Annotated in this window: 16 protein-coding genes; 4 read left to right on the top strand and 12 right to left on the bottom strand. The window is 35.7% G+C overall.

Annotated features, from left to right (window positions below; genetic code table 11):
- Window positions 1–194 precede the first annotated feature (194 nt).
- From ACWA1F_RS08725 to ACWA1F_RS08700, 6 genes are all read right to left on the bottom strand, one after another.
- The gene (locus ACWA1F_RS08725) at window positions 195–521 is read right to left on the bottom strand and encodes a DMT family transporter (RefSeq protein ID WP_026728926.1); all 327 of its coding nucleotides are present in this window, start codon (window positions 519–521) and stop codon (window positions 195–197) included.
- Window positions 522–593: 72 nt separating this feature from the next.
- Window positions 594–1154, bottom strand: a complete 561-nt coding sequence (locus ACWA1F_RS08720) for a Crp/Fnr family transcriptional regulator (protein ID WP_456893339.1) — start codon at window positions 1152–1154, stop codon at window positions 594–596.
- A 158-nt stretch (window positions 1155–1312) separates the two neighbouring features.
- Entirely contained in the window at window positions 1313–2800 is a 1488-nt protein-coding gene (locus ACWA1F_RS08715) for a TolC family protein (RefSeq protein ID WP_456893337.1), read from the bottom strand.
- A 234-nt stretch (window positions 2801–3034) separates the two neighbouring features.
- Window positions 3035–6151 carry an efflux RND transporter permease subunit gene (locus tag ACWA1F_RS08710; RefSeq protein WP_456893335.1) on the bottom strand — a complete coding sequence of 1039 codons (3117 nt, stop codon included), beginning with the start codon at window positions 6149–6151 and terminating at the stop codon, window positions 3035–3037.
- Window positions 6152–6202: 51 nt separating this feature from the next.
- Window positions 6203–7297 (bottom strand): efflux RND transporter periplasmic adaptor subunit, encoded by a 1095-nt coding sequence (locus tag ACWA1F_RS08705; RefSeq protein WP_456893333.1) that lies wholly within the window; start codon window positions 7295–7297, stop codon window positions 6203–6205.
- A 214-nt stretch (window positions 7298–7511) separates the two neighbouring features.
- Entirely contained in the window at window positions 7512–7871 is a 360-nt protein-coding gene (locus ACWA1F_RS08700; protein ID WP_456893331.1) for a hypothetical protein, read from the bottom strand.
- Window positions 7872–8099: 228 nt separating this feature from the next.
- Here ACWA1F_RS08700 and ACWA1F_RS08695 point away from each other — a divergent pair, with 228 nt between their 5' ends.
- The 3 genes from ACWA1F_RS08695 to ACWA1F_RS08685 all read left to right on the top strand — a co-directional run bounded on the left by ACWA1F_RS08695 (window position 8100) and on the right by ACWA1F_RS08685 (window position 10658).
- The gene (locus ACWA1F_RS08695) at window positions 8100–8459 is read left to right on the top strand and encodes a nuclear transport factor 2 family protein (RefSeq protein WP_456893329.1); all 360 of its coding nucleotides are present in this window, start codon (window positions 8100–8102) and stop codon (window positions 8457–8459) included.
- Window positions 8460–8621: 162 nt separating this feature from the next.
- Window positions 8622–9620, top strand: coding sequence for a succinylglutamate desuccinylase/aspartoacylase family protein (locus ACWA1F_RS08690; RefSeq protein WP_456893327.1), 999 nt, complete (start codon window positions 8622–8624; stop codon window positions 9618–9620).
- A gap of 378 nt (window positions 9621–9998) precedes the next feature.
- On the top strand, window positions 9999–10658 hold the full coding sequence (locus ACWA1F_RS08685; RefSeq protein WP_456893325.1) for a hypothetical protein: 660 nt from the start codon (window positions 9999–10001) through the stop codon (window positions 10656–10658).
- A gap of 96 nt (window positions 10659–10754) precedes the next feature.
- Here ACWA1F_RS08685 and ACWA1F_RS08680 read toward each other — a convergent pair whose 3' ends face one another.
- The 6 genes from ACWA1F_RS08680 to ACWA1F_RS08655 form a co-directional block, all read right to left on the bottom strand.
- Complete coding sequence (locus ACWA1F_RS08680; RefSeq protein ID WP_456893323.1) at window positions 10755–12479, bottom strand: tetratricopeptide repeat protein; 1725 nt, start codon at window positions 12477–12479, stop codon at window positions 10755–10757.
- A 563-nt stretch (window positions 12480–13042) separates the two neighbouring features.
- Window positions 13043–13759 (bottom strand): 6-phosphogluconolactonase, encoded by a 717-nt coding sequence (gene pgl / locus ACWA1F_RS08675; protein ID WP_456893321.1) that lies wholly within the window; start codon window positions 13757–13759, stop codon window positions 13043–13045.
- Window positions 13743–15272, bottom strand: a complete 1530-nt coding sequence (zwf, locus tag ACWA1F_RS08670) for a glucose-6-phosphate dehydrogenase (RefSeq protein ID WP_456893319.1) — start codon at window positions 15270–15272, stop codon at window positions 13743–13745. Before zwf ends, pgl begins: the two co-directional genes overlap by 17 nt.
- Window positions 15273–15300: 28 nt before the next feature.
- On the bottom strand, window positions 15301–16710 hold the full coding sequence (gene gndA, locus ACWA1F_RS08665; RefSeq protein ID WP_456893317.1) for an NADP-dependent phosphogluconate dehydrogenase: 1410 nt from the start codon (window positions 16708–16710) through the stop codon (window positions 15301–15303).
- Window positions 16711–17490: 780 nt separating this feature from the next.
- Entirely contained in the window at window positions 17491–18564 is a 1074-nt protein-coding gene (locus tag ACWA1F_RS08660; protein WP_456893315.1) for a calcium:cation antiporter, read from the bottom strand.
- 177 nt (window positions 18565–18741) lie between these two features.
- Window positions 18742–19077, bottom strand: a complete 336-nt coding sequence (locus ACWA1F_RS08655; protein ID WP_111290528.1) for a winged helix-turn-helix transcriptional regulator — start codon at window positions 19075–19077, stop codon at window positions 18742–18744.
- 450 nt (window positions 19078–19527) lie between these two features.
- On the opposite strand from ACWA1F_RS08655, the gene ACWA1F_RS08650 reads away from it, so the two are divergent.
- Window positions 19528–20271: an SDR family oxidoreductase gene (locus tag ACWA1F_RS08650; RefSeq protein ID WP_456893312.1), complete on the top strand. Its 744-nt coding sequence runs from the start codon at window positions 19528–19530 to the stop codon at window positions 20269–20271.
- Window positions 20272–20294 lie beyond the last annotated feature (23 nt).

Here is a 20294-nt window from a genome sequence, read left to right as displayed (position 1 = left end):
GTGTATACCTATGTGTTAGAAACTAGTTTCTTTCAATTTCCTTTTTGAGAGAGAAAAACCTATGTCTTTATGTGTTTAAAACAAAAAAACTTTGTCAAAGTTCAAAACTTTGACAAAGTTGAATGTAACAATTTTAAAAGTTTCAAGTTAAGTTGAGTAACGTGAAACTTGAAACTTGAAACAAAAATATATTTTTAGTGCGAAACTGCTTTGAGACCAACAATAGAACCAACTAGAGTAGCTAAGAAGAATAATCTCCAGAAAGCTGCAGGTTCTTTAAAAACAAAGATTCCGACCAATACAGTTCCGACTGCTCCAATTCCAGTCCAGACTGCGTAGGCAGTTCCAAGCGGAAGCGTTTCTGTAGCTTTCATTAACAGTAGCATACTTACCGTTAATGAGATGAAGAAACCAATATACCAATAGTACATTTCGGTTCCTGTAGTTGCTTTTGCTTTTCCGAGACATGAGGCGAAGGCTACTTCAAACAAGCCTGCAATGATTAAAATAATCCAGTTCATATAGTTAAATTTTATGCTGCAAAGTTCTTTTATGGAGAGCAGAAATAATTTAACAAATGATAAAAAATGAAATTATTTTAACTCTGCACGTATTCTGCTCAAGCTTACTTGTGTAATGCCTAAATAAGAAGCAATATGTCCTAATTGAACTCTTTGGAGCAGTACAGGATGGTCTTTCATTAATTCCAAATAACGTTCAGAGGCATTTTTGAATTGTTTAGAGATCAAGCGTTCTTCGGTTTTGATTAATTCTTTTTCTGCAAATTTTCTTCCCCAATTCGCAATATGAACATCTTCATTAAAAAGTTTTCTCAGGTTTTCGGTTTTGAGTTCATACAATTCGCAATCTTCCAAAAGTTCAATGTTTTCGTATCCAGGCTGATCTTCGACGTAACTTTTCATCGAAATAATAGTTTCTCCTTCTTTTCCAAACCAGAAAGTTACTTCATTGTCTCGCTCAACATACGCTCTTACCAATCCTTTTTTTATAAAATAAATATTCGATTCTATTTTGTTGGCTTTTAGTAAAATATGCCCTTTCGGGAAAGCAATTTCTGAGACATTATTTTGCAGCGCCAATTTGGACTCTTCAGGAAGTTCATATATGAGATCAAGAATTTTGGAAATATCCATTAAGGGAATTTTAGTATTTTAGAATAAAGGTAAAAAGTTAACGGCGAAATGAGAGCTGTTTTAATAAAAAAAATCCCATTTCGATTAAGAAATGGGATATAAAACAGCCTCTGCGATGAGCTATTATAAACAGAAGCGATTTTTGACCAACATATAAACTAATTTATTCCTCCGCCTAAAGCTTTGTAAAGCAATACTTGAGAGTTTGCATTTCGAAGCTGGATATCGACAAAGTCCAATTCGGCCTGCAATTTATTTTTTTGTGCATTAATGATTTCCAGATAATTGGCATAACCACTCAAATAGAGGTCATTTGAGACATTTACGGCAATTTCGAGATGGTCAATTTCATTCAATTTATATTTTAAAACATCTTCATACGCTTGATTTCTATGCAATAAAGCGCTTAACTCGTTGAAAGCTGTTGTAACGGTATTTTGATATTGTAGAAATGAAATTTTCTGTCTTCTATTCGAAACATAAAATTCCTGTTTAATCTGACCTTTGTTGAAAACTGGTGCTGTCAGTCCGCCCAATAATTGCCAAGCGAAAGAACCTGCATCAAAGAAAGTGCTGAACGAAAACGAATTAAAACCCGCATAACCGCCCAAATTCACAGTAGGAAAGAATGCCGCACGAGCTGATTTTGCATCGGCGTTGCTTGCCAGTAATTCGAAATAAGCTTCAGATACGTCTGGCCTTTTGTGAATGATAGAATCTACGCTTATTTTTTGGTTTAAAACCTCCAAATGTCCAGACAAGAAATCGCTGCTTCTGTCGATTTTTCCGCCGTATTCACCTAAAAGCGTCAATAAAGCTTTTTCGGTCTGATCGATGCTTAATTTTAATTCTGAAGCTTCAGCATGAATATTACTGTTTTGTGCATTAAATTGCTGTACAGCCAATTCAGTCGCTTTTCCAACCGATCTTTGCGCCGAAACAATATCAAGCGCTCTTTCTTGCGTTTTTAAATTATCATCATAAATGGCAGCTTGTTTGTCTAAAGCAATCAATTTAAAATACAAATCGGCAACATCTCCTAAAAGACGCGTCTGTAACAAACGCATTCCTTGTTGAGAAGCAAAAAATCGTTGTTGCGCCGCTTTTTTACGATTGCTTAGTTTTCCCCAAATGTCAGCTTCCCAAGAAACTTTAGCTCCTAAAAATAGGTTTGGCGTAACATCTTCGTTGATTCTTTGTTTTTCGGTAATATTCTGGGAAAAGTTAGTGTCGTAGTTACCAACTCCATCCATCGTATATTTTCCGTAATGCGTTCCAGAAGCATCTGCTACAAGATCTAAAGAGGGAAGAAGCGCCAGTTTTGCGACTTTTAAATGCGAATTGGCAATTAAAATTCTTTCCTGCATAATTAAATAATCAGGATTTTTGGTAACGGCTTTTTTAAGCAATTCGTCTAATTTCGGATCTTTAAAAAAGGTTCCAGTTTTTAGCGGAATAAAAGGTGTCTCGCTTGAAGCTTCTTTTGTTTTTGTGTCAAAATTTTCTGGAAGCTTTGCAGCGTCTAGTTTGCTACTGACTTTTGGAGCAGAACAAGCAGTCAAAAGTAAAATTCCGGTTATTACAACGGCACTTTTGGTTGTCCTTATCACATCAGTATTTTTATATTGATTTAGTATGTTTTTCATTTTTTCGATTTATTTGTTTTGTCTGCTAAATTTTTTTGAAACACATAGAAACATAGATTTTTTTATCTCAAAAAGAGTTTAGAAAGAAACTCGTTTCTAACACATAGCTTTGTGTGGATACCAACTTTGTCAAAGTTTTAAACTTTGAGAAAGTTTAGCTATGTTTATTTAAACTAAGTGAAACGCCTTTCTGCGGTTCGCATGTCTATGTTTCTATGTGTTTAAATAAAAAAATTAAGATTTACTCATTCGTTTTTCCAATTTCGCAAACAGTATATAAAGTCCAGGAATAATCAAAAGACCAAATACTGTCCCGATTAGCATTCCGCCCGCAGCTGCTGTACCAATCGAACGGTTACCAATGGCACCCGCACCAGAAGCGATACACAACGGAATCAACCCTGAAATAAAAGCGAACGAAGTCATCAAAATAGGACGGAAACGAAGTCTAGCTCCTTCAATAGCGGCTTCGACAATATCACGGCCGAGTTTGTTCTGCGCCATGGCAAATTCAACAATCAGAATGGCGTTCTTGGCGAGCAGACCAATCAGCATGACGAGTGCTACTTGGGCGTAAATGTTATTATCCAATCCGACCATAACAAGTGCGATATAAGAACCGAAAACTCCAACCGGAAGACTCAATAATACTGGGAACGGAAGCAATAAACTTTCGTATTGCGCAGCCAATAATAAGTATACAAAAAGTATACACAGCCCAAAAATATATATCGTTTGGTTACCCGAAAGAATCTCTTCACGCGTCATGCCAGACCATTCCAATTCAAAACGGCTAGGCAATTTTTCAGCAGCGATTCTTTCCACGGCAGCAATGGCATCTCCAGAACTGTAACCTTCAGCAGGTTCACCGTTAATCATTGCCGACATGTACATGTTGTAACGCGTTAAAACTTCAGGACCGTAAACTCTTTCTAATTTTATGAAAGTAGAAAACGGAACCATTTCGCCTGCGTCATTCTTCAAATACATATCCAAAATGCTTTCTGGATTTTGACGGAACTGCGGACTTGCCTGAACCATTACTTTATACATTTGAGAGAAACGAATAAAATTGGTTGCATAAAACGAACCTAACATGGTCTGTAAAGTGCTCATGGCATTGTCAACAGAAATTCCTTTTTTCGCAGCCAAATCATAATCGATATGAATTAAATATTGCGGGAAAGTCGCATCAAAACTCGAAAATGAGTTCTGAATTTCTGGCGAAGCATTTAATTCTTTGATAAACTCTTTCGTTACTTTATCAGTATTGGTAATGCTTCCTCCGGATTTATCTAGCAAACGAAGCTCAAAACCACTCGTGTTACCAAATCCTGGAACCGTTGGCGGTGCAAAAATCTCGATTTGAGCATCAGAAATGTTTTTTGTTTTTTCTGTAAGTTCCGCCATAAAATCGGTAACCGAAATATCACGTTCGCTCCAGTCTTTCAAGTTGATCATTCCCATTCCGTACGAAGCTCCAGCGATTTCAGTTACAATGCTGTATCCTGCAAGAGTTGTAACGTTGTCAACACACTTAATTCCTCTTGCAATTTTAGTTACTTCGTCCAATGCTTTTTCAGTACGTTCTACCGTTGCTCCTTGAGGAGTTGTAACACTCACGTAAACCATTCCCTGATCTTCCGTCGGGATAAATCCTGATGCTAAAAATCTTGTAGTTCCCCAAGTTAAGATGCAGAAAAGCACTAATAAACCAACGGTGACCGTATTGCGATCAGCAAATTTCACTAATACTTTGATGTATTTTGAAGTAATATTGTCAAACCAGTGATTGAATCTGTTGAAGAAACGATCTAAAAGTGATTTTTTCTCTTTATTCGGATCGTGCGCTTTCAGCATAATAGCACAAAGGGCAGGGGTAAGCGTAAGTGCGTTAATACCCGAAATCACAATACTAATCGCCATTGTTAAAGAGAACTGTCGGTAGAAAACCCCAACTGGTCCGCTCAAGAAAGCAACGGGAATAAACACGGCAGCCATTACAATCGTAATCGCAATAACGGCACCTGTAATTTCTTTCATGGCGCTGATTGTTGCATCCATTGGCGACATGTGCTCTTCTGAGATTTTTACGTGAACGGCTTCGACAACGACAATCGCGTTATCGACCACAATTCCGATCGAAAGTACTAAGGCGAAAAGTGTCAATAAGTTAATCGAGAATCCCATCATCGACATAAAAGTAAATGCACCAATAAGCGCGACAGGAACAGCCAATACCGGAATCAACGTCGATCTCCAATCTTGAAGGAAAAGGAAAACGACAAATGCCACTAAAATAAAGGCTTCGACCAATGTTCTTAATACTTCATGAATCGAAGCATCAAGGAAACGAGAAACGTCATACGCAATGTTGAACTCCATTCCTGGAGGGAAAGAAGATCCTTTCAGCTCTGCCATTTTAGCTTTTACGCTGGCAATTACTTCAGAAGCGTTCGAACCTGGTCGCTGTTTTAGCATGATCGAAGCAGAAGGTTTTCCGTCGGTTTTAGAAACCATTCCGTAACTCATAGCACCAAATTCGATTTTCGAAATGTCTTTCAATCGTAAAATAGTTCCGTCAGGATTGGCTCTTAACGGAATTTCTTCATATTGTTTTGGTTCAAAGAATTTTCCGCCGTACTTAATTACATATTGCAGCTGATTGTTCATTTGACCTGAACCTTCACCCACTTTACCAGGCGCGGCAGAAATGTTTTGTTTTTGAAGGGAATTGATCACTTCATTAGCCGAAATATTATACGAAAGCATCTTTTCTGGATCTAGCCAGACACGCATCGAATATTCTTTCTGACCCATGATTTCGGCACGTCCGACACCATCAATACGTTTTAATTCCTGAAGAATATTAATATCTGTAAAGTTGAAGATAAACTGCTCATCCTGAGTTTTGTCGGTACTTGTAATATTCAAGTACATCAACATACTGTTTACCTCTTTTTCGGTGGTAACTCCAGCACGAATTACCTCCTCAGGAAGTTCATCCAGAATTGTAGTTACACGGTTCTGCACGTTTACGGCAGCTAGATCGGGATCGGTTCCTACTTCAAAGAAAACCTGAATTAAAGTTAAACCATCGTTGGAAGTTACGGTTGACATATACGTCATTCCGGGAACTCCATTTATGGCTCTTTCTAACGGAAGGGCAACGGCATTGGCCGAAACCTCTGCGTTTGCTCCTGTATATTTTGCTGTAACGGTTACAGACGGTGGTACAATATCTGGGAATTGGGTAATGGGAAGCTGAAACAACGCCAGCAATCCCAGAAGGACTATCATAACCGAGATGATTAATGACAATATTTTCCTTCTGATAAATAGCTCTATCATTTTAAATTTTTTAGATAAATAATTAAATAACTGTTTTACAAGTCGATAAACCTATATTTGTTTCATATTGATTTTATCGCCATCTCTCAATGATTGTGTACCTTCTTGTACAATCAGGTCGTCGCTTTTTAGACCGTCATTTAAGATGTATACATCATCTAGAGTCGTTTCAATTGTAACATTCGTCATTTTAACTACTCCATCTTTGTTCACGCGGAAAACGTATTGTTTGTCCTGAATAGAAAAAACAGCTTTCTGCGGAATTAAAATTGCATTGGTTTTTGGCTCTGAAATAATGAGTTTTCCAGAAGTTCCATGTTTGATAAATCCTTGCGGATTGTGAAATTTTGCTTTGTATTGAATAGAACCAGTCTGTCTGTCGATTTCTCCGTCAGCCGTTCTTAGTTCTCCTTTTTGACCGTAAACCATTCCGTTTGGCAATACCAGTTTAATATCGCCATGAGTGTTTAAGGTTTTGTCTTCCATCATCTGGAAATAGGTATTCTCTGGAATCGAGAAATAGGCGTACACATCATCCAGTTGAGAAACGGTTGTCAGTAAAGAACCATTTTCAACCAAACTTCCTTCTTTAAACGGAATTCTGTCTACAGTTCCGTCAAATGGCGCGCGTATAGTCGTAAAACTAATCTGCTGGTTGATGGCTTTTCTTTCTGCGGCTGCGTGAGCTAATTTCGCGGAAGCGGCATCATTTTTTGCTTTAGATAATTCTAATTCTTTGTCTGCAATTACTTTTTTATTGAAAAGTGTTTGTGCCTGTTCCAATTCGACAGTTGCAATTCTTAAGTCGGCTTTAGCACTTTTGTAAACCGCTTCGGCTTTCAGCAATTGAATCTGAAGCTCCACATCGCTTATTTTGAAAAGAAGTTGTCCTTTTTTTACTTTTTGTCCTTCACTAACGTATACTTTGTCTAATAAACCCGGAATACGAACGTGAATTTCTACATTGTTTTTAGCATGTACATCGGCAACAAATTTGCTCGAAACTATAGTGTCTTTTAAAGTAACCTTGTAAACAGGTACCGTTTTTATGTTGTTAGAATCTTTTTTTGATTTATCTCCGCACGAGACTAAAACGAATAAAGCCAAAGTGCATAAAAGAAATGGATTTTTATAAATGCTCATCATTAGGTGTATTTTTTGAATAAATAGATTTTCTCCCTTGCTTGGTGAATACAGGGAGTATGAATTTGGATTTAGAAAATAAATGGATTACGAGAACTTGTTTTTGGGAAAAGTATCGCAATAAAAAATGTTTTTATAACAATAACTACTCAATCGCATCAGCAAATGAGGTATTGTTTCTGAAATTAGAAATATAAAAACGACTAAATCTTGCAGTCTAGAAAAGCTGATACAAATGAAGATGAGGATGTCTTTCGATGTGGTATATTGAAGCTATACCATAAATTAAGCTCTTTTTATAAAGCTTGAAGTTGACTAAATTGCTGAAATACGGAGCCTTGATCGTACTTTGTTCTAAAGTAGTGGCTCTTGATTTGATTTTCTTTTTGAGTTTGTAATGAACTTCTAAATTTTTAGAAGAAGAAAAGTCAGAAGAAAAAATTTGCGTATCGTCTGCAGTAACGCTATCTAAGGTAATACAGTTGCTCGTATGATAAATCGGATGATACGTTTCGGTGCCTCTAAAAAAGCAGAGCAGCGAAAGTAAAACGATATATATGAACTTTGTGGGTTTCATTTACGTACGGCTTATAAAATTTGTCCTTAGAAAAAGAGATTAATATTGTTTAAAGTGCGCCAAATATAGTAATTTGAAAAGTAAGGTTTCTTAAAATTATTTTAAAAACCATGAAAATTAAAAATTTGATAATAATTAAAGTCGGTTTTTGAGGTTTTGATTTTTTACCGACTTTGTAATTAATAAGTTAGTATTGCTATCTTAGTAGAATAATTAAAAAACTACAAAATGGCAGACCAGTTTCAAGAAGTAATTAAAAAAGCGTACAATGCTTTTAACGAAAGAAATATCGATAATTGTTTAGCTACGATGCAGGAAGATGTGCAATGGTCAAAAGCTTGGGAAGGCGGTTATATTGTTGGACATGACGAAATCAGACAATATTGGACAAGACAATGGTCGGAGATTAATCCGAAAGTGGAGCCAGTTGGTTTTGACAAAAGAGAGAATGGAAGCCTTGAAGTTAAAGTGCACCAAAATGTAAAAGATTTGCAAGGCAATTTGATGTTTGACGGATTAGTAAAACATGTTTATACTTTTCAAGAAGGCTTGATTAAAACCATGGATATTGAGTTGGTTGAGAATTAATTTCAAGAAAGAGCACCAAATTGATACGTATAATATTAGAAATAGTTTTTAGTTAAAGCCTTATCTTTGCGTTTTAAGAATACAAGGAAACGAACTTTGTTTCCTATAATAAAAGAATTCTACGTGAATCACTTAAAGCTTTTCGGAACAAAAATACTGCTAATGCTATCTGTAATTAGTTATGGACAAAATCTAGACAAAATCATAAAAGAAAATATCGGAAAAAGGACAGATACTTTAGTGCAGTTCAAAACAGAATCACCTTATAATTATATGCCTGTAACGATTATTTCAGGAAAAGAAAAAGGGCCTGTTTTTACCGTTATTGCAGGAATACATGGTTATGAATATCCACCAATTTCAGCCGTTCAAGAGTTAATCAAAGAAATTGATCCGAAAAAATTAAAAGGAACTTTGATTGTAGTTCCCATTGCCAATGTGGGTTCGTTTTACAAAAGAACACCATTTGTAAATCCGCTTGACGGGAAAAATTTAAATAATGCTTTTCCAGGTTCAGAAACAGGAACAATTACAGAACAGATTGCCAATTATATTGCGAAAGTGATTATTCCGCAATCGGATGTTTTTCTAGACATTCATGGCGGAGATGCCAACGAAGATTTGCTTCCATTTGTCTGTTATTACAACAACACAGCAGAGGAAAAGAAAACGCTTTTAAGTGCTAAACTTTCAGAGATTTCGGGAATCAATCATATTGTTTCTTATCCATACACGATTACAAAAACCGAACGTGCAAAATATGCTTTCAAGCAAGCCTCACAAAACGAAAAAACCGCTTTAAGCATCGAAGCTGGAAAATTAGGAAATGTGCAGACAGAATCGGTTCATTTAATCAAAAAAGCAGTTTATAATATGCTCAATTATATGGAAATGTATAGCAACGGAACAGCTACTGTAAAAAATCCGTCAGCTGTTTATTTAAACAATCAGGAATATGTAAAAGCAGAAATTGCTGGAATTTTTCATAGCACTTTAAAAAGCGGTGATTATATTAAAAAAGGTGATAAAATTGGTTTTATTACAAATGAATTTGGAAAGGTTTTAATGGAAGTGAAATCACAAGCAACTGGAGTTATTTTGTATAAAATTGGCACACCGCCTGTGAATATGGGGGAGACTGTTTTTTGTATTGGGTATTGAGTTATTTTTAAAGAAATATTTATAATTCTTTAAATCGGTTAACTATGCAATCGGACTTCCCCCTGCTGGCGCGAGCGTCCCGCTCGTGCGTAATTAAGTGTCTCGTCCTGAAATAAGTTGAAACTGTTTTAGAAACTCATTTGGATTTATTTTCTTTGTGTGCACGAGCGGGACGCTCGCGCTAGCAGGAGATTTAAGTCTTTTTAAGTAACTGTATTTGAAATGTATATTTATTCTATTTTTAAATAAATTCAGAAATAATTAAAATGAAAAACTTAGTTATTGGTTTTTCATTCTTTTTTAATGTATTAAATATACTTTTATTCAATTTTCTAAGGACGCAAAGAATTAAAAAATAGATTATGAGATACTACAGAAATGAAAAATAAAATTACATTTTTTTGCCTCCTTTGTGTGTGTATTTTAAATGCGCAGGTGACAATAGAAATCTTGAACAAAAAAATAGTCAAAAATCAAACGGTTGATTTTGTATTAAAGAATAATTCAAAAGTAATGTATTGTTTTTTAATTGATACCTCATTTTCTTGTTCAGAGTATCCAGAATATTATTATAGAAACTCTTTTTTTTCGCCCAAAATTGAGCTAATTGATAAAGAAAACAAACTTGTACAGGAAATAATATATGATAATAATGGCTCTAGTAGCTTAAGTAAAAGCGATAATTCTAAAAACTTGCCCAAGGTTTTAGGAGTTACTAGAAGCAAGTGTGGAGATTTGAAATTATTTGCGGTCAAGCCTAATGAAATATTACATTTTAAAATTCCGTTAAGTTTTGTCACCTATCTAAATGATAATACTTTTAAGTATTACTCATTAAAAAGAAATGAATATTTTTTGCAATTAAATTATTTGCAAGGAGAAAAATTCATTAATGAGAAAATTTCTAAAAGGACACGTGATTCTATAGCAGATAAGGGAATAAAGTTTTTTAATGGAGAGTTAAAATCCAATAGAGTTAAATTAAAAATTGATTCTGACAAATATAATTTTGCCTTAAAAGAATTGAAAAACATGTAAAATGAAAAATTATAAAAGAGAAGTGTTTTCCAAATATATTTAAAGATTGAGTTCTAATAATTTCTGTTTTACAATTTAAAATTGAAAATAAAATACTTAATCGAAAACACTAGAAGAGCTCACAATCTTCACATCGGCATATTGCCAAGAATTATCAAAAGAGGTTTTAATTTTTAAAGCCTCTTTTTCTTTTTTCTGCAGTGTTAGAGCATTATAAAGTCCGATTAGGGCGAAACCGTTTTTTGGGAGCGTTTGTAAATCCTGTCTGTAAATTTTTTCAGCTTCGGCATGTTTTCCAGCTTTCAGGAGAACAGCTCCTAAATAGTGTCTTACAGAGAAAAACCAATCAGGAGGTTCGTTGTAATTTAAATGATCTTCAATTGCTATGGCTTTATTCAATAGTGCAATTGCTTTATCTAAGTTATTCTTTTTCGCTTTAATTCCTGCTGAAAGAACGTTATTGACAATTTGAACCAAATCATAAGTGGTATTGATATTCCAAATTGTTATGTCTTTTAAAGTTTGGTCTTTGGCTAATTTATTGAGAGAAGCGAGTTGTTTTTCGGCATTTGCAATATCATTTTTTCCAAGATACGCCATTCCTTTGGCGTAATGCCAAATTGCATTGGGATAAACGAGGTCCTTATCGGGTTGCGGAATCGCCATAATTTTATCCCACATTGAGAATTTTACGGCTATATAATATGGAATGCTGTAATAATGCTGTAAAGTTCCCCAACCAGCTTCACGCATAATTTTGGGAGAAATATGCTGTTGTAATGTCAGTGCCGATTTCCAAGCCAATTTTGAATTTCCTTCTAAAGCTGCCGTTGCCGTTAAAAAATGATAATTGTGCGGATAATAGGCGAGAGGGTAAGCACCTTGCGCATTACACGCAGTGGAGTAAAGGCTATCAATTCTCACGGCTTCAGTATTAGAAAGTGTGCCTTCATGATAATCTCCCGTTCGAATGTAAATATGAGAAGGCATGTGAACCAAATGCCCCGAACCAGGAACTAAAGTTTCTAGCAATTTAGCACTTTTTAGTCCGTTTTCTGGATGTGAAGAGGCTTCTACAGCGTGGACTAAAAAATGATGTGCACCGGGATGTTTCGGATTCTTTTTAATTAATTCGTTTAAAATAGCTAATATTTGTGGTGTCCATTTTTTCGGAATCTCCGTATCTTTTTCATACAAATCCCAAGGATGAAGATTCATAAGAGATTCGGCGTAAAGTGCTCCAATATCAGGATCTGATGAAAACTTGAGATAAACTTTTTTCATTGCCGCGGCATAAGCTGTATCTAAAGGTTTTCTGTCTGCAGGGGGATTTTTTGCGTAACGTACAGACAAAGCATCAATCATAGCAATTTCTTTCGGCGTGCATTTCGCGGAAAGTTTTTTAGCTTTTTGAACGGCATCATAAGCGCGCTGAAAATTATCTTCTTCCATTCCGCCATTATAATTCGGACCTAAAACATACGCAAAACCCCAATACGCCATAGCACAATTCGGATCTAAACGACTAACTTCATAAAACGATCTCGCGGCTTCGGCATGATTAAAACCATAAGCCAGCATTAATCCCTGATTGAAATATTCTTGCGCTTCTGGATTATTCGTAGAAATTTGAAAAGAAATGCCATCAAGGCCTTTAAACTTTGGTGCTTTTTTATTTTGCGTATACCAATCTTTGTCATTCGTTTTCGGAATGTAGCAGCCTTGTGTGGCGCTAACTTTAACAGATTTGGGTTCTGTGTTTTTTTCTTTGCAACAAACAAAAAGAAGAAAAACAGCGATTAGGAAGTAATTATATTTCATTGCAAAACGAGATTTGAAATTATATAATTCGTATAAAAGTCTGTTAAGGGAGAATAGTCAATAGATTGAATAGGAGAGTATTATGCAAATTTAGATAAAAAAGAAATATATTTTGTGTAAATGTTTGTTTTTCAGGGCTGTGTGTTTTTTTTGTTTCACGCTCCCGATAGCTATCGGGATTAAAAAGATTTAAGCTGATTAGCACAGATTTTTTATTTAATCTGCCAAATCTGCCAGATCTGCGGGAGAAAAAATAAGATAAAAATGCTTATACTTTTCGCATAAACTTTGTCTATAGAATTTTCCCGCAGATTTAGCAGATTTAGCAGATTTAGCAGATTTTTAAAAATTATCTGCCAGATCTGCTAAATCTGCGAGTGAAAAAAATAAAAAAGTTATGCTTTGGCTAAAAAAGTTTCCCGCAGATCTCGCAGATTCAGCAGATTTATCTAATTTAATCTGCTTCAATCTTTTAAATCTGCGTGAAACTATAATCGCAGCAATAAAAAAAGGTTTACACTTTTCAGCATAAACCTTAATTTTATAGTTGTAAAAACAATTTCTTAGTTTGTTCCTGCAGCAGCTTTGTCTACTAAAAACAATAATTCACCAGAAACTGGTTTGATCAATTGCATTGGGTAAAGAGTCGGATTGTATTCTCCTTTTGTAACTTCTTTTAAAGCATGTGTTTTCTTTTCTCCAAAAGCCACTACAACAATTTTTTCTGCTTTGTTGATTAATGGAGCAGTCAATGTAATTCGATACATTTTCTGTGGAGCTAAATAATAAGCATCAACCCATTTCGTTTGCTCTTCTAAAACCGCTTCACCAGGGAAAAGAGAAGCCGTATGTCCATCGTCTCCCATACCTAAAAGAATCAGGTCAAATTTTCCTTCTTCGCCTAAAATCTTTCTGATAGTCTGTTCGTAAGATGCAGCATATTCCTCAGGAGTAACGCCATCTTTGTACATTTCAAAAATATTCTCTTGCGGAATAGGAACGTGGCTCAATAATGTTGAATAAGACATTTTAGCATTGCTCAAATCATCGTTTAGCGGAACCCATCTTTCGTCTCCCCAGAAAATATAAACCTTGCTCCAGTCTATTTTGTTTTTGTAAGCATCAGAAGCCAATAATCTGTAAATTCCTGCTGGAGAAGAACCTCCTGTAAGAACAGCTGTAAATTTGCCTTTTGCAGCAATTGCTTTTTCTGCAGCTGCTACAAAAAGATCTGCAGCTGTAGTGTTAATTTCTTCTGTGTTATTATAAATCTGTATCATTTAAAACTTCTTCTTTTGTTTGTGTATTCGGAATCCATTTGTGGCCTTGGCGCGCTAACAATTCGTCCGCTTCTTCTGGTCCCCAGCTTCCTGCTTTGTAATTTGGGAAATTGGTTGGCGCTGTCGTTTTCCAAACTTGCTGAATCGTATCAATTGCATCCCAAGCTTCTTCTACCTGATCCCAACGCATAAATAGAGTAGGATCTCCCAATAATGCATCGGCAATTAAGGTTTCGTATGCTTCTGGTGACATGGTTGAACAAGCGAAATAATCAAAAATCATTTCAGCTGGTCTTAAAGACATTGATAAACCAGGCTTTTTGGTCATAAACTGCAGTTTAATGTCCATTGATGGTTGAATATTGATAATCAGTCTGTTTGGTGTCATGCCTTCTTTTCCGTAAGAAAACGAAGAATGCGGCACTGGTTTAAACTGAATGATAATCGAAGACTGTTTTTCTTCCATTCTTTTTCCTGAACGCAAATAGAACGGAATACCCTGCCATCTCCAATTGTCCAGATAAATTTTCATCGCAACATAAGTCTCTGTATTAGAATCTGGTGCGATGCCTTTATCTTGGCGGTAACCTGGAACTGGAACGCCTTTTATTGCTCCAGCATCGTATTGACCTCTAACAATATAATGATCCACTTCTTCTGGCTTGATACGGCGAATTGACTTCAAAACATCTGCTTTACGATTACGAATATCGTCAGCGTTTAAAGAAGCAGGCGCTTCCATAGCCGTCATACATAAAATCTGAAGCAAGTGGTTCTGAATCATATCTTTCAAAGCTCCGACACCTTCGTAGAATCCGCCTCGTTCTTCAACGCCGACTTCTTCTGCAACGGTAATCTGCACGAAATCAATAAAATTACGGCTCCATAAAGGCTCAAACATTGAATTTCCAAAACGGAAGGCTAAGATATTCTGAACCGTTTCTTTTCCTAAATAATGGTCAATTCTGTAAATCTGCTCTTCTTTGAAAGTCTGCGAAAGCATTTCATTCAATTCAATTGCAGAGGCTTTATCGTAACCAAATGGTTTTTCGATAATAATACGATCTTGTTTCGGATTTGCCGCAAGTCCAATTTTCTTGATATTGCTCGAAATTGTCGAAATAAAAGAAGGCGTAATCGAAAGATAGAAAAGACGGTTGGCACGTTCGCCAAAAGCCAGATCAAAATTGTTAATTTTTTCGTTCAATCCGATATACGATTCTTCTTTGTCAATATCAAGACTGTGATACGTGATATGAGAAAGGAATTTTTCTGTTTCTGGGTCCGCAATTCCTTTTTTTCTTGAAAATAGATTAAGATTTTCTAAAACATAACTGCGAAAATCTTCATTGGTTTTTTCTGCTCTTCCAAGCGCAATAATCTGGAACTTTTCAGACATACGTCCGTCAAGGTACAGATTTTGAAAAGCGGGAAAGAGTTTTCTCTTTGCCAAATCTCCGGTTCCTCCAAAAATTACAATGATAGTTGGATTCTTTAGTTTATTTTTAGTCATTGTGTGTGGTTGTGTTGTTCTTTTTTGGTTATTCAGCCCATTGTGTATGGAAAACGCCTTCTTTGTCTATTCTTTCGTAAGTATGCGCTCCAAAGTAATCACGTTGTGCCTGAATCATATTGGTTGGTAACTGAGCAGATCGGTAAGCATCAAAATAAGCTAGCGAATTCATTAATCCTGCCACTGGTAATCCTTTCAAAACAGCAAATTGAATTACAGCTCTCATTCCGCCTTGGTTTTCGGTTAATTTTGAAGCAATTCCGCTGTCTAAAAGTAAGTTTGGCAAATCTGCTTTCGCTACATAAGCCTTTCTGAAATCTTCCAAAATTGTCGCACGAATAATACATCCGCCACGCCAGATTTTAGCCACTGTTTCCAGATTTAATCCATAGTTGTATTCTTTAGAAGCCGTATGAAGTTGAGCTAATCCTTGAGCGTAAGTCACTACAATAGAAAAGTATAAAGCCGACTTCAAAGCGTCAATCGCTTCGCTTTCGTTTACACTACTTTCATTGGCATTCCAAACCAATTTCTTAGCTGCTTCAATTCTTTCTGGTTTCGTTTTAGACATATCACGCATGTTTACCGCTGCGTCGATTGTTGGAACTGGAACCTGTAAGTCCATCGCGTTTTGCGAAGTCCATTTTCCTGTACCTTTAGATCTTGCCCAATCCGAAATTTTATTGATTAAAAGACTTCCGTCTTCGTCTTTTTGTTTTAAGATATTTCCAGTGATTTCAATCAAATACGATCTCAAATCATCGGTTTCGTTCCATTCAGCAAAAGTTTTCTGAATCGTTTCATCACTTAGATTATAACCTCTTTTCATTAAGTCATAAATCTCAGAGATTAGTTGCATGATTCCGTATTCAATTCCGTTGTGCACCATTTTTACGTAGTTTCCAGCAGAACCATTTCCAAGATATTCAACGCAAGGCTCTCCCTCAACTTTTGCAGCGATTGCTTCAAAAATAGGACGAAGTCTCTCGTATGCTTTCTGATCACCGCCCGGCATCATAGCAGGTCCGCGTCTTGCGCCTTTTTCACCGCCGGAAATACCCATTCCGAAGAAATGGATTCCTTTTTCAGACAATTCTAAAAATCTTCTGTCAGTATCGGTGAAATAAGTGTTTCCACCGTCAATAATAATGTCTCCTTTATCTAAATGAGGAAGTAAGCTAGCAATAGCGCTATCAACAGGTTTTCCCGCAGGAACCAATAACATAATCGCTCTTGGCTGCTGAATAAGTTCAACGAAATGTTTTACATCTGTAGTCGCTTCGATAGTATGGTTGGCATCGGCTTCTTGTTGAAGAGAGTTGACTTTTTCGGTATCTAAGTCTAAACCTGCAGCCGCGAAGTTATGGCTGGCGATATTTAAAAGTAGGTTACGGCCCATTACACCAAGTCCTACAATTCCAAAATCAAATTTGCTCATAGTTTTTAATTAACTAAATTATTAGAAAGCTGTTTTTTGCAGAAAAAGGCACGAAAAAGCACAGTAATGTTTTTTAGTTCAATGTTTTGCAGAAAAACAATGGTTATTTTAATTTTTTTACATTCAAAATGCAGACCGCTAAGTTAGGCAAAAATGCTGAAAAAGGAGGAGTAAAATAGTTCACTTTTGGTCTTTATTGTGATACTTTTTATGTGTTAAAAACACACTTATTACAGTTGTTTTTAGTGCTTTATGGAACTATATCGTTGTAATACTGGTAATGGCAATTAACGGCTTTATATTTGATTTGTTTTTATATAATTTGCTCCACTTTGTCAAAGTTTCAAACTTTGACAAAGTTTTTTATTTCAAGCTCCGATAGCTATCGGGGTAATAGATCCATCAGATTGTTTAAAAGATTTGGCATTTTTATTATAAAGAATAATTTGCAGCATCAGAATCCGAAGGATTCAAATATTTATAGAAATTTTTTCTAGCGTTTAAAGTGCGACCCCGATGGGGTCGTATAACTATCAATGATTAATTGCTATAAATATTCGAACCTTTCAGGTTCATTTGTTGGTATTTATTTATTGCAAAAATTCTATAGTAAATAATCTAACTCGTTTTTATTGTTGATCTGCTTCAATCCCGTTATATCTGCGTGAAACAAATCGACGCTCCAACCTTTTATATTGGAGCTATGTGTTAGAAACTAGTTTCTTTTTTTATTCTTTTTTGAGGTGAATAAAATCTATGTTTCTATGTGTTTAAAAAGAATTAAGGATAAATCATCAAAAACATAAAAGCAAACAGATTCACCAAAAGCACAACACCGTATACAATATTCGATTTGCCTTTGCTTAAAGACAGCATAACCGTAAAAACAGATAAAGCCAGCAATACAATAGATTTAATGTCGAGACCTAAAACAATTGGCATTTTCATGACGATGCAGACAGCGGCGACACTCGGAATCGTTAATCCGATACTGGCTAAGGCAGATCCTAGAGCCAAATTTAAGCTCGTTTGCAGTCTATTTTTTCTCGCGGCTATAATCGCAGCAATTGCTTCTGGCAATAAAATAATAATGGCAATGATTACTCCGACCAAAGATTTCGGAAGATTATATCCAACAATAATACTTTCGATAGTAGGCGATAGCGTTTTGGCCAATAAAACTACAATTCCCAGACTTACCAGAAGAAATGCTAAACTGGTATAAAATGTTTTATTGTTGATTTCTATCGGATGCGTTTTAGCTTCTTCATCTGTTCCATTGCTGAGAAAATATTGACGATAGCCTTTAGTTTGTGCAAAAAGAAAGGAAGAATAAATGACAATACAGGCAATAGAAGCAAAGATTAGCTGTGGTGTTGAATAAAAAGAACCGTGAACGCTTTCGGTAAAAGTCGGAAATACTAAAGTGAAAACGATAATAGAAATTAGAGAAACCAGACCAATTGTTACTGACGAGGTAGAAAAATTCTGTTCATAATGTTTAATGCTTCCAATAAGAAGACATAAACCTATAATTCCGTTTAGAATAAGCATTGTTGCAGCGTAAACGGTATCTCTCGCCAGAGAAACAGCGTTTGTACCTTCAGAAAGCATTAAAGAAACAATAATAGAAACTTCAATTACGGTAATTGAAATAGCCAAAATAATCGTTCCATAAGGTTCTCCAACACGTTCTGCAATAATTTCAGAATGATGCACAGCCGACATAACGCTCAGAATAAGCAGTATACTTGCCAAAATTTGAAAAACAGTACTGTTTTCTATTAACCCGCTGAAGAGCAATATCCAAGAGAGAATCGGAATTATGATGGTCCATTGTAATAAGTGTTTCATTTTTCTAGCTTTAAAATTAGTTACAGATTCCGATAAGGCCAACAGAACCGAATTTAGTCTTCTGTAAGATAAGATTTTTATAGCTGAAAATTTCGAAACAAAGATATTTTTAAGTACTTTTTAAGTTTGTTTGCCTATTATATTTAGAGAAATCAATTAAATAAAATGAATCCGTTTTTAAGAATTTCTGATGATTTCTTTTCGGTGCGATTTTCCCCATTTGATCATTTCCTCGATTACTGGAGCAAACGATTTGCAATACGGTGTCGATTCGTATTTCACCTGAATTTCAGCATCGCGGTCTTCTGTTCTTTTAATCAGCATATTGATTTCCATTTCTTTGAGTTCGCGCGAAAGCATGCGCGTCGTGATTCCCGGAATACTGCGCTCAATTTCTCTAAAGCGATGATTTCCGTTGCAAATCGAATTGATAATCGGCAAACGCCATTTACCACCCAAAACATGTAATGTGTCTTGCAAAGCCTGTACTTCTTCTTTCTGATTTCTTTCCATTTTATAAAAGTTTTTCCGCCACGAATTCACGAATTATTTTTTTTAGTTTTTCCTCTGCGAATTGCTTATTTACGAATTACACAAATGTATATCAGTAAATCTATCAATATAATTCGTGCAATTAACCACATTTTTATTCGCACAGATTATAAAAATTAATTCGTGAATTCGTGGCTAATATTTTTTTTTGCTTGGAATTGTTTGTTTACGAATTACACGAATGTATATCAGTAAATCTATCAATACAATTCGTGCAATTAACCACATTTTTATTCGCATAGATTATAAAAATAAATTCGTGCATTCGTGGCTAATAATTTTTACCAATAAGCAAAATTTTTCCCATTGCAGTGAATGGAATTATTTAGTTTGGTATACTCCATGTAACTGGTTACAAAGTTATACCAATTTGGATTTAAATTTGCTAAATAATTTTAAAATATTAAAAAAATGGAAAATCTAAACAATAAAACAGCCGTTATCACAGGCGGAAACAGCGGAATAGGATATGCAACAGCCAAACAATTAAAAGAGCAAGGCGCGAATGTGATTATTACCGGAAGAAGAAAAGAAGCGATTGAAAAAGCGGCTTTAGAATTGGGCGTTACGGCCATCACGGCCGACCAATCGAATGTTGCGGATATTGAAAAACTGGCAGCTCAAGTAAAAGCCGATTTTGGTTCGGTCGATATTTTGTTTGTCAATGCTGGAATCGCAGGTTTGGGAACTATTGAACAAACCACAGAAGAATTGTACGACAGTATTATGAATGTCAATTTAAGAGGGGCTTTTTTCACCTTAAGCAAATTTATCCCGATTTTGAAAGATGGCGCTTCAGTAGTATTTCTTTCTTCGAATACGGCGAGTATGGCAGGGCCAGGAGCTTCGGTTTACTCGGCGAGTAAAACAGCTTTGAATTCGTTTATGAAATCGGCAGCGTTAGAATTAGCACCAAGAAAAATTAGAGTAAATTCTGTTAGTCCAGGGCCAACAGAAACCGAAGTCATGAAAAAAGTAGGATTAGACGAAGCTACCATAAACGGCATTATGGATGTCGTTGTAGAAAAAGTGCCGCTAAAACAAATGGGAAGGGCAGAAGATGTCGCTAAAATGGTGTCGCATCTAAGCAGTGAAGCTGCATTATTTATGACTGGGGCAGATATTATTATGGATGGAGGAATGGTTTTATCTTAAGGTGCTGAGTTGCTAAGGTACTA

It is taken from the genome of Flavobacterium erigeronis (assembly GCF_054075165.1).
This window is presented reverse-complemented; position numbering and strand designations above follow the sequence as displayed.